At 39.0% G+C, this 11,851-nt stretch carries 8 protein-coding genes and 1 pseudogene; 7 read left to right on the forward strand and 2 right to left on the reverse strand.

Annotated elements, in window-relative coordinates; genetic code table 11:
- Window positions 1–3: 3 nt before the first annotated feature.
- From NST34_RS03485 to NST34_RS03495, 3 genes are all read left to right on the forward strand, one after another.
- A complete protein-coding gene (locus NST34_RS03485; RefSeq protein WP_179089273.1) occupies window positions 4–186 on the forward strand; it encodes a GrpB family protein in 183 nt (60 codons plus the stop codon).
- 522 nt (window positions 187–708) lie between these two features.
- Window positions 709–1,893 (forward strand): DUF3800 domain-containing protein, encoded by a 1,185-nt coding sequence (locus NST34_RS03490; protein WP_143759004.1) that lies wholly within the window; start codon window positions 709–711, stop codon window positions 1,891–1,893.
- A gap of 232 nt (window positions 1,894–2,125) precedes the next feature.
- A complete protein-coding gene (locus tag NST34_RS03495) occupies window positions 2,126–2,749 on the forward strand; it encodes a hypothetical protein (protein ID WP_341127144.1) in 624 nt (207 codons plus the stop codon).
- Window positions 2,750–2,918: 169 nt separating this feature from the next.
- Here the strand turns inward: NST34_RS03495 and NST34_RS03500 are convergent, their stop codons facing one another.
- Window positions 2,919–3,371, reverse strand: coding sequence for an IS110 family transposase (locus NST34_RS03500; protein WP_341127145.1), 453 nt, complete (start codon window positions 3,369–3,371; stop codon window positions 2,919–2,921).
- Between the two features lie 351 nt (window positions 3,372–3,722).
- On the opposite strand from NST34_RS03500, the pseudogene NST34_RS03505 reads away from it, so the two are divergent.
- The 4 genes and pseudogenes from NST34_RS03505 to NST34_RS03520 form a co-directional block, all read left to right on the forward strand.
- A pseudogene (locus NST34_RS03505) lies at window positions 3,723–3,997 on the forward strand (IS3-like element IS655 family transposase); the annotation flags it as partial.
- A gap of 568 nt (window positions 3,998–4,565) precedes the next feature.
- The gene (locus tag NST34_RS03510) at window positions 4,566–4,757 is read left to right on the forward strand and encodes a hypothetical protein (RefSeq protein ID WP_143759001.1); all 192 of its coding nucleotides are present in this window, start codon (window positions 4,566–4,568) and stop codon (window positions 4,755–4,757) included.
- A gap of 315 nt (window positions 4,758–5,072) precedes the next feature.
- Window positions 5,073–8,180, forward strand: coding sequence for an ATP-binding protein (locus NST34_RS03515; protein ID WP_341127146.1), 3,108 nt, complete (start codon window positions 5,073–5,075; stop codon window positions 8,178–8,180).
- Window positions 8,173–9,078, forward strand: coding sequence for a hypothetical protein (locus NST34_RS03520; protein WP_341127147.1), 906 nt, complete (start codon window positions 8,173–8,175; stop codon window positions 9,076–9,078). The genes NST34_RS03515 and NST34_RS03520 overlap by 8 nt, the downstream gene beginning before the upstream one ends.
- Before the next feature lie 837 nt (window positions 9,079–9,915).
- Here NST34_RS03520 and NST34_RS03525 read toward each other — a convergent pair.
- Window positions 9,916–11,706, reverse strand: a complete 1,791-nt coding sequence (locus NST34_RS03525) for a flavocytochrome c (RefSeq protein WP_339244744.1) — start codon at window positions 11,704–11,706, stop codon at window positions 9,916–9,918.
- Window positions 11,707–11,851 lie beyond the last annotated feature (145 nt).

Below are 11,851 nucleotides of genomic sequence, written 5' to 3' on the forward strand. Positions count from 1 at the left end.
TTGGTGATCTCAGTAAAGGATCCAGTAATTATCGAGCCGTACAGCGATAACTGGTCAAGTCTCTTTAAAGACTTAAGAGCCCAGATCGTAACGGAAATTGGCTTTGATGTACATAGAATTGATCATATTGGATCGACGGCAGTAGAACGTTATCGGAAACTCCTGAAGCGAAAACAAGAAGAATAACCCATCCTCTGTAGGAAGAGAAATCACAGGAGTGGAGGAACGCAAGATCGTAGGGCCTGAAAGCAAGCTAGGCCCAGGTTTCTCCCCCTTTTGAAACACAATAAAGACGAAAAAAGCTTGATAGCTACTTGTTAACCTTCAACGGTAGAAGAACGTAACGAGAAACGGTAGACGAAGGAGAAAGCACGTGGTCGCCGGATTTATAGACCTTATCTAAAAGACACTATAACCTGTATAAACCTATATAAAGCCCGTATAAAATCTGAATAAAACACATTATAAAGAGAAGATCAAGGGCGAGAAACCCAAAACCGATCTTGCTTGGGTGTAAACAGCGGAGCATCCGATAACACAGTATCCACGCTGCGGAACTTGAAGGTTCCTAGGTCGCACTGGAAGTAGTAGTGGCAGATTCACAACGGAGCGAATTCTGTAGCAAGGAAGCAGACTCAGGCGATAACCACTTCGAGGCTAAGTCCTGGCGGACCCAGTCGCTTGCACTCCTTTAAGCCTCTCGGGTTCGTGGAAACAAGAACGTTAGATGAAATCGGCAAAGGAAAGGAAAAAACGATGACTATCCATGATCTATATTGTGATGAATCCGGTAATAGTGGCGGAAACTACTTGGATCCTCAACAGCCATTTTATGTACTAGCAGGATGGCTTATTCAGAAAGATCAAAGATTTAAAGTAGATGGGATAGTTCGAAGATATTTGAAAGAATACTATCCCGAGAAGACTGAATTAAAGGGAGCAGAAATTCTTAAAAGTAATCAAGGTCAAAAAATTGCAAATCAACTATTTCATGAAGTAGGGAAATTAGGCTGTGTACCGTTGTATATTATTGCTGAAAAAAAATACTGTATCTCTGGAAAAATTGTTGAAGCATTTTTAGATTCAGAACATAATGACATTGTTCTTCCTGTTTTTTCTTGGATGAATGGAGTGAAAAAATCAATTGCAGAGATAATCTATAACGATTGTCCTCAATCAATAGCTAAGTTTGCAAATGTTCATAATAATCTTTCTATTGAAGGGATTATTGATGTTCAACAGACTATTATTTCAGAATTAAATAATTCTGGTCATTACAAAATAGCTCAAGCTATAAGTGGATCATCTGGATACATGGAGGATATTCTTTGGGAAGAGACTCATTCATTAACAGCAATGAAAAACAAAGCATTACATAGTCTAAACCTACCTACATTTGCCTCGTTTATTCAATTATCAGAGAGTTTTGCTCGCAAAGTTGGAATGAGAAAGGTTAGATTTTTTCATGATGAAACAAAACAATTCGAGGAAGCATATCCAGAAGCTTTTAACTGGTATAGAAAAGGGGGTAAAGCAACTTTTAGGTTAGAGAATGGGGCTGAGATCATTTCCGGTTTTGACAGTTTGCAAGTATTTAAGATGGTTAAGTCAACTGACACTCCAATGATTCAATTGGCGGACCTATTTGCAAGTTTTACTAATCTTTTTGCAACTAGGATTTATTTAAATAAAAGAATATCTCATGAGACAATAGAGTTTGGAAAACTAATAATTGGTGGAATGCTAGCAAGTGACAATGAAGTTGAATTAAAAATGAATGACACAGTAACTTCTATAAATTTCCTTAATACACTACTGGAAAGTGTGGGATTACAGGTTAAAATACCTAACATTAATAGAAACACAGGAATTGAAAGGTACTTGAGTAAATAGTTTATCGAAGAAGAGCCGACATCATCTAACATAACATTTCTGCAACGTCGCGTTTGCTCCTTGGCCGCGAAGAGGAGTATCAGGGAAGTAATTCAAGCGACACATTCAGCTGGCCAGTCTCACGACCCGTTCCCTTTGGTCACTTAAGCCACTTGAACGTCAGAAATACCAAACGTTATACGAAGATCAAATGCCCCCTTTTTTTAATTATCTTTTAGAAAGAAGGCTTATAATGAATTTGAATAGGAATATATTTTATGTTTCATTGACGATTGCAGGCATATCTATTTTATTATCTATTTTGTTGAATTATTTTGTTGAGTCAATCGACTCTAAATGGATTAGTTTTCTAATCAATGTAACAATTGGATTGTTTACAAGTAGCATAGTTACATCGTTTTTATCAATATCTTCCTATTTCAGAGAAGAAAACAATCTTAATAAAAAATATTACATTATAAGTTCAATATTATTACAGAAGATAATGAGTGTAATCGAGTATGTAGATCATAATAAAAAAACCGATGATCTATATAGAAAGGATATTGATTCAATTAATGAAATTAATTCAGAATTAATGTATTTATTCAATACTGAGAGCTACCTTTTGGAAAAAAGTCAACAAAGTAAGTTTGCTGAATCTGTGTTGGTTAGAACATTAAATATATTAAAGTTGATAGAGTTGATGATAAATATCCGCCATAATAATTCAGCAAATATGATGGATGAATTAAAAACTATTCAGCAAGTAATATCTATTGAAGAAAAGGCAGGAATCCAAAAGTTAATTGAAATTCATAAAACGGAGTTACTCAAAGAAAAAGATAACTATACATTAAAAGATTACTATGGATGAAATAATTTAATACATTTTGTATAATATATAAAACCAGAGAAGTTGATCTTCGTATAAACCAGCTAATCAAAGTCAAGCCTTCGATAATATAATTTTGTCATTTTAAAATTGAACATACTTAAATAAACCTACCCTGGAGAATAGATAAAGCTGAAATTATAATCCATTTTTAGAGTCTAATGAGCCTGAATTGCCGTTCCCGAGTTCCACATGCCAAAAATAATGCGTAAAAGCTTATGAAAGCAGCCACAATTGCGACTTTTGCCGGTTTGCCTTCGTCTCGTTTTTGCTGATTGAATTGAAAGAGAGTCGAATTTCTCGGGCCATGAACCTGCTTGGAAATGGCTGCTACGGTAGCCTGATAAAGAGCTATTCGAATGTACGAAGAGCCTCGTTTCAATATACGATTCTTCTTGGATTTGAAGGTTCCCGATTCGTGAACAGCTGAGTCTAGCCCTGCAAAAGCTGTTAGCTGCTTCACGGAAGGGAACCTTTTTATATCTCCATTTTCAGCAATGAGCATGGCGGCAGTTAAGGGCCCTACGCCCGGAATCGTACGAAGAAGATGGTAGGTTTCCATCGATTCGTCGAGGGTTTGCATAGACTGTAAAAGGTCATCCATGCGATGCTGGTACGTTTTAAGAAGGTGAATATACTGTCTAAGAACTACCTTTTGAGCTTCAATTCCATGAAGATCGGGTAGGCTGTGTCTAGCGATCTCGAGCAACTGCAGTAGCTTTGCTTCGTTCCAAACTTGGCCTTGACGGTTGCCAAGGAGCAGTTTAAAACCTTTTCACGATCTGCGGCTAAGAGCTCGGCAGGAGTAGGGAAACGAGATAATAATTCTAAGGAAGTACGGTTACAGACCTTTTGAAAAGCTTTATCATAACCCGGAAAAAGGACATCCAGAACTGCGCGAAAATGAAGCTGCGTCTCGCCATATTTGGCCGTCCAATGCTGATAAAGCCTACGGCAACGCAAAATTAAAGTAAAGCTGAAGGGACAAGGGTTGGGTACATCCGGGCGCCGTATTGGACGAATCATGAAAGAGCAGGGGCTAGTTTCGACCTACACTGTCGCACAGTTTAAGCCCGATAAGACGGTTGTAACAACGCGGCTACAGCGAATGTGCTGAACCGTGAATTCGAGCAAACGGAGGCTAAGCGCTTTGTTGTAAGTGATCTAACCTACGCAAAGGTTCAGAACAAATGGCACTATATTTGCGTGCTCATCGACTTGTTCAATCGATGAAATATATTGAGTCGTGACGTGGATGGCGCAACTAAACCAATAGCATACAACTGTTAGGCACCTCTAATTGTTTGAGGTGCTTTTATTTATATTGGCTCTTGTATTCGTTATTTTGATGAATTGAAACTCTGGGTTCAGTAGTCACAAACATTCGTGGAGTCCATAACTATGCCCGCACGCGGTTCATAACGTTGTTTGTGTATCCCGGTCATGAATCTATCCAACTGTGATAGAGTCTGGTTTCGGGTCGTTCCTGCAGTTGTACCCGGGGAGGATGTAGATGCAGTTGAGGTGGATTTACTTATGTATTTATTGGGGTGATGGATTGAAGGGGGTTTCAACTGAATCGATTTACAGCAGAAACGAGTTTGCTTGCGTAATCGAACGTATTTTCACTGACAGCCTGCCTGTAGTTCAGTGCGTTATACTCCTATTACCTGGTGGTCATTATTAACACCCTATCCTCATATTGCAAAAGTTTGTATAATGAACAAGTAGGAAAAAATACCCAGAATTCTCGTTAGTAGCTCCAATCGAATAATGGCAATCTCTGCTCTTAGATGAGTTGCAAGATGAGATAGAGCAAGTTCTAGGAGCCAAGTTGACGCAACCGGAGTGGAGTGAATTTCGAAGGAGCCAGAAGTTTATTGATCTGGCTTTTGAAACTGCATATGGCAACCTGTCTGATTTTGAAGAACGGCAGCCGAAGTTTGTCAAGCTAGGAGCATGGGATCTTATACAACATATCCACGGATGAGCTTATCCGCTTTATCCGGAATATCAGGACGATTTCGATAGGCTGACAGCTTATTTACAAGAAAGGGACATTGAGTTTGAGAATAACAGTGAAGGCCCTGCTATTATTGTAGGCTTTTGCACCGTGCTCACGCGTGTATTAAACATTTATCCTTCTGAGGTTTTTTCATCATTTCAAGCGTGGTATGAAGCGCGGGATAATATAATAGTATGTACATCATGGCGGATGCGAGTTTGGATGGAGCAATTGAAGCCTTGCCTCATCTGTCTCGGCGAATGCCGAGAGGCTATTCTACTATAAGAGAGGAGATAGTTTATGACGTTTCGGGAGAAAATTCAACAATTGCGCAAAGGCGCAAGCGAGGCTCAATCTGCAACAAAAATTATCGATAAGCTCAAGGCGCTTAAAGATAGCAATGGCCCAGATACATCATATAGATGGATTTGGGAGTTGATTCAAAACGCTAAGGATGTCGTGAATACAAGTGGATTCGTTGATATTGAGATTAAATTTAGTGAAGCTAATAAAACTATTGAATTTAACCATAATGGTCGATTATTTACGACTGAAAATATTGTTTTTTTGATTGAACAGGTGTCAACAAAAGAACGCTCATTGACCGCTGAGAATAAGAAAAAATCTACTGGTAAATTTGGAACGGGTTTCTTGACGACTCATTTGCTTTCTGAAAAAGTGCAGGTGCATGGATATTTACAAGATGAGAATGAAAGCCCTCGTTCCTTCGAGACGGTATTAGACAGGACTGGACAAGACAAAGCTGCAATAATGAATGCCATAAGTGATAGTTGTGATATGCTGGACAACGGAACAGAGTGTACTGTGAATGAGAGTCAAATGAATACAAGGTTTGTTTACGAATTGGATAGAGTAGGTATAGAAACGGCAAAATTAGGCTTAAAAAATCTTCTGATTTCTATTCCATACGTATTTGCATTTGTGCCGGAGTTAAGTTCAATAACCGTTAGTGTGGATAATTATCAAAGAGTAATCCGGAGAGGGGAAAAAGTATCTGTAGAACTTGTGTCTGCTAATGTTACCGAGGTGCAAATCTCAACTTCCAAAGGAGGAAAAACGACCTGTGAAAATAGGTATGTCTTTGTGCAGTCGAATGATAAAGTGTCAGTCGCTGTAGAAATCAAAAAAAACAGCGACAATGAAAAACATTTGATTAGGCTGCATGAGGAGTTGCCACGAATATTTTGCGATTTCCCCTTGTTGGGAACGAATGATTTTTCATTTCCCGTAGTAGTCAATAGTCCATTATTTAATCCTACAGAGCCTCGTGACGGCATTCCCTTGATTCAGTCCGAGCGTTCGGGTGGTGATTCAGATGAGAACAGAAACAGAATTACAGAAGCAATAGAACTATATAACGCTATGCTCGACTATTTTGCAACAAAAAGTTACAAAGACCTATACAATATTGTTAAGATTTCTGAACAATCCGAAAAATACTGGCTCGATTCAAATTGGGTTGAGCGAGTATTGGTTCAGCCAATTAAAGAGCATGTAAAAACAACTACTTTCATTCGAAATAGTTTGGGTGATGCCTGTTCTCTTTATGATGATTGGGGAACCTCATGCATTTTCATTATGAGTGATGAAACTCCTGAACTTAGAAGAAAAGTCTGGGAGTTGTCAAATAGATTGATGCCCACGAAGTTGACTCGACAGGATGAAATCGAACATTGGTACAACTCGCTGTGGGTGGAGTGTCGCAACTTTGGCATTATTGACTTAATAAAAGAGGTTGAAGGATGCGGTAATTTAGTAACCCTGAGTAATCGATTAGATTGTAACTCGATAAAATGGCTTAACGATTTAATTATTCTTTTGTATCTTAATTCTAGAAATTTCATTTCTGAATTAGGATACAGTCCATCCATTTTTCCTAACCAATATGGGGATTTCTTACCATTGGACAAAATATTTGCCGAAAACAATATCGGCGACACATACAAAGATATAGCTTTAATAGCAGGTATTGATTTCAGAACTAGATTACTTGATAGTAGTATTTCAATTGAAAGTCTGCAAGGGTTGCAAGAACTTAACTTGAAGAATGTTTTTTCTGAGCTTATTCATGCCGAAATTAACCAAGAAGCAAAACTTGAATTTTACAACTCGATCATAAATCTTCGTGCAGGCAAAAATGAAAAGCAAAATGAGTTTGTTGAAGTCGCTGAACACCTTTATCCAGATTGCTTTAATCAATACATCAGAGTCCATCATGTTAATGAAAAACTGCTATCTGACGCATTGAAGTTTTGGAGAGAGAAGATTTGTATAGATCTAAGTTCCTGTACTTCTATTAGCAGTGTACTAAAGAAATATGACTTTCAAAATGACAGAGAAGTAGCTCAATGGGTTTCAAAATTGGCAAACCATTTCAGAATATGCGAGGACGAAAACTTACTTGACAAATACGCTGTATTGCCTAATCAAAATGGAGAATTTATGCGAGTGAGCGAAATTTTTTCTGACGACGGCAGTGTAAATGAAATTCTTAAAGACGCAGCTATGTATTCAGACAATGATATAAGAAAAAAAATGTTGTTTAGAGGTATTGCGCTTGAATTGCCTCCAAACCGAATAATTTCGCTTGAATCTGTAGCCCCTGCAATCACTGCTTATGTTCGCAACAATAATAAATCCATAAGTAAGCAGAATTTCGAGTTGCGTGAAACATTTAGAAACACATGCGCATGGATTAGGAATAACCGCAAGGATAGTAAAGTGAGTAAGTGTTTCAAAGAGCTTATAGAAAATCTTCATTGGTTCTATGACGATGAAGAAATTGCTGAAAGCATGGCAAAGTCAGAACAGTATGATGAAGTTTTAAAAAAATATAATGTAGCTGATATAGATGAATTGGCGAATATCCTTGCATCTCATCCAGCTGTAAATACAGCCCAGAGCGAAACAATCAGCATTTCAAAAGAACTGCTTGCTCAGTGGGGCATAGCTTCAGAAGAAGAACTTCTCAGGGCGCTGTCAAATAACGTTTTTGGCTCTGCCCAAATTCATCAATCTACAAATAGTGCTGAGCTCTTTAGTTATGTTAAGAACATTCTTAATCGCTCAAGAATCAATATTGTCAACTTTTTGTATGCACATGATGATTACGAGTTTGACAAAGACAATCTTCAGTTTATAGCAAATACGATCTTTAGAGTTCGTAAATTAGGGCAAGAAATTTACGTTATTGCCAGGCCTTCAGATTTTCAACAAATAATCTTGTACTACGATACCGAAATTGATCTACTGGATTTCGATAAAGACTGTGAGCTGTGGGTGGAGAATGGAGTTGATCCAATCCCAAAAAAAATTACTCTTGGCAGAATACTGAAGTTGACAGGGGTAAACAAAATTCCGTTAAGGAGTTTAAAGGACAATGATTGATAGAGACACAATCAGTACGTTGTTAAGTACAACATCATCAAAAAATTTAGTCGGTGTAGGCATGGAGTTGAAGCCTTATGAATTGGCATTGCTTATGTTGCGTTGCTTGGATAACTCAGAAGAATACGGGTATATTGTGATGGGTGTATCCAAGCTCATCAACAACTACGCGGTTGATGGATTAAGTCCCACGACGAAAGACAGAGCTAAAGAACCCATTGCGACTGCACTGAACCTTATATCCTTTGCAATCGAAGCAGAATACGAAAACGTAGATATTAGTGGAAGAAATGTATTTGTAATAAAGTTAAGAAATAGCCACAAAGCTCTTTCCATGAATTTTACAAAAGATCTCGGCTCGCAAGAATCTTTTGTCAAAAATCTAGTTTTGGCTTGTTCCAATTTACAAGCAAGAAAGCATTATTCTGATGCAAATGAAGATGAGCGTAACGACTATATCGGTGACATACTTGGAGCTATCGGTTATACCATAAAAGACCAAACTAGGCGTGGAAGTTCTTCGTCGGGCAAAGATTCTGGTGAACTAGATATATTCGTGTCAAAAGACGGACTACCGTTTACTGTTATTGAAGCAATGAACCTTGATTCTTTAAACACAAGCAATATTAACAAACATTTGGATAAGATTTTTTCATATGATACTTCAGGAAATAAATTCAATGTATGCCTATCTTACGTCAAAATTGCGGACTTCAATTCGTTCTGGGAAAGATATTCTGCGCATGTGAGGAATCACAGCTATACTGCACCTTTGCTCTCATCAGATACAAGTATTGATGATGAATATCGGTATTCTGAATTAAGAATAATGAAAACCAATCACAGTCGATCGGGTAGAGCGGTTAGCTTGTATCATATTTGTGTCAGAATTCATTGATTTATATTATTCTCAATACCCCATTAATTTAACTTTAAACCTAAATTACGAAAGCCCATAAAACCAGGCATTTAAGAACAGCAGACTTGGAGATAGCATCCAGTTATGGAGTCTGGATTGGTACTTGGCGCCAGTTGGGGTTAGATAAGCGTAACGTCCCTTCTCCCCACATTAAGGGGCAACGGGAAGTATTAGTATACACACCGAGATCGATAGAGCAACAAAGCTGTTAAGGAAAATTCTTTAAAGTGAAGCCTTCTCGAATTTATCTCAAAAAGAGCAATTAGTGGAGAATACATATCTAGATACAATAAATGGTATGATTAAAGAAACAGTTATTTAGACTAACTTTCGCAGTAATAAGAATCCTGGCAGCGATGAGGTCATCAGTAAGGGACAAATTGATGTGAAATTGATGTAAAACATCAACAGAAATGCACCTAAATCAGCATCGCGGAACGGATGAGCATTGTTGAAAAGCCTGTCAAATCAAGGTTTCTGCGGATTGCAACAGCCCACATCCTAGTGTTACATGTTCCCGCATACGGTGCATGTGGAGTCGGTAGCTTTGTTGGTGAGGAACCCTTGTCAAGTAGACACTAAATAATTGGACAATATTAATTCCACTAACGGAGAACGATAAAATAGCAGAGAGTTAGACGAGCGTAGCCCCTAGGCTCCACCATAAAAAACCGCCCTGTTCGCAATGTTGCTTACAGGGCGGTTTGCTATGTCATAGAGGGCAGCTTGAAAGTTAGCAGTCAACCTGCACTCAACAAACTATCTTGCATTTTTTTAAGGCTAACTTATTAATAGAGCAGTTACACAAACATAAGATTACTCTGCTACAACTTGTTTACCTGCAATCCGGCCGAATGTGAAGATATCAGCGATGGCATTACCGCCAAGACGGTTTGCACCATGAATGACCCCTGTTACTTCACCTGCAGCGAACAGCCCAGGGATGACTTCGCCTTTTTCATTCAATACGCGAGTCTTCTCGTCGATCACCAATCCGCCCATTGTATGGTGAACGGATGGTACAGCTTTTTCAATGTAGTAAGGGCCTTTTTCAAGAGATTTCAATCCACCGCGATGTTTGAAATCAAGGTCTTTACCTGTTTTCGCATAATCATTTACTTTATTAATCGTTTCTTTCAAAGTGTTCACGTCAATTTTAAAGAAATCAGCCGCCTCTTCAATCGTATCGGCTTTAAAGAGCAAGCCTTGTTTAACGAGTTGATCGTATTCGTCTTTATGAACTTCGATCGTTTTACCAATATCCTCAATGCCTTGATTCCATAATTGATACGTATATCCGCCCGTTTGGGCAAGAATTGCTTTAGAAATAACGTCACGACGTTCTAATTCCTCAACGAAGCGCTTGCCTTCTTGGTTAATCAGGATCGCACCATCGAAGCGGGAGTCTGCAACCAGGGAAATAACACCTGTCTCAGGATTACAGATTGGATACGTTTGAATACTCTCCATGTTTGTCAGTTTGGCGCCAATCGTTTCTGCCATAACGATACCGTCACCTGTAGATCCTGGTGTATCGGTAGACATATATTTTTCATCCATTTTAGGATTATATTTTTTACGCATCTCTACATTGGATCCAAAACCACCGGTAGCGATGATGACGCCTTTGTTCGCATGGAATGTGATCTTGTCGCCAGTACCTGAAGTCGCAGTTACACCTGTTATTTTGCCGCTTTCGTCCTTCAGCAAGGTTTCGGCTTTCATATTCGTTTTGATCGTGATTTGATCAGCGTCTGTTTTGGCTTTTAACTTAGTAATCAATTCAACACCTGTATGACCTACAGGAATCAACGCACGTTTTCTGGAATGGCCTCCAAATTGGAACAGATGATCAGGTAAGAACTCTACCTTGATCTCATCGCGCAGCCATTCGGCAGATGTTAGAGCATTGTCGGCAAGAATACGAACCATCTTTGGATCCCCGAGGTTGTCTCCGCCTTTCATCGTATCATTATAGAACAATTCAGCCGTGTCATCTGTGATGCCTAGAGCACGTTCAACCCAGTTGTCCGGCGCATTCATCTCACCACCGGAGATCAATGTGTTGCCGCCAACAGCTGGCATTTTCTCGAGCAGAACTACATTAGCTCCAGCGCTGTTCGCTTCGATAGCCGCACTAAAGCCAGCACCCCCGGCACCGATGACGACAACATCATAGGTTTGCTCGGCTTCTTCTTTGTCTTTGTTTCCACTGACTGCAGCGCCAGCGACAAGGGTAAGTCCAGACTTCGTAATTGCATCTTGAATGGCTTCGAGATATCCTTTGCTTGTAACCGTAGATCCGCTAATGGCATCAACTTTTGCGCTGTTAGTTGCCATGACATCTTGCTTGAGCTGCGTATAAACAGGTTCTGCAAGTACTTCATTTTCCTTATGCTCTGTTACTTTAATGTCAGTGATCTTGTTATCTAATAAGGAAACTTGTACTTTAATATCGCCATGTTTACCTTGCCCAACTCCTTCAAAGACTTGAACTCCGTTTGCATCTGCAGCGGGTGCTGCATCTTTACCGCCGCAGGCAGCAAGCGTGAACATAAGACTGAGGACTAGTAGAATAGATAACAGCTTTTTCGTGTGAGTTCGCATAATATCTCCTTCATTCTGTTGTGAATTGGTTACATACACTAGGGAGAGGAAGATTTGCTAGGCAAATCCCTTATCTCTAGCCTAGACATGAATGTTATTTCATGTGAAAATATGCACAAGACCTATTATAGATTTAGTACAGCAT

This window comes from Paenibacillus sp. FSL H7-0714, assembly GCF_038003765.1.
Taxonomy (GTDB): Bacteria; Bacillota; Bacilli; order Paenibacillales; family Paenibacillaceae; genus Paenibacillus_AQ.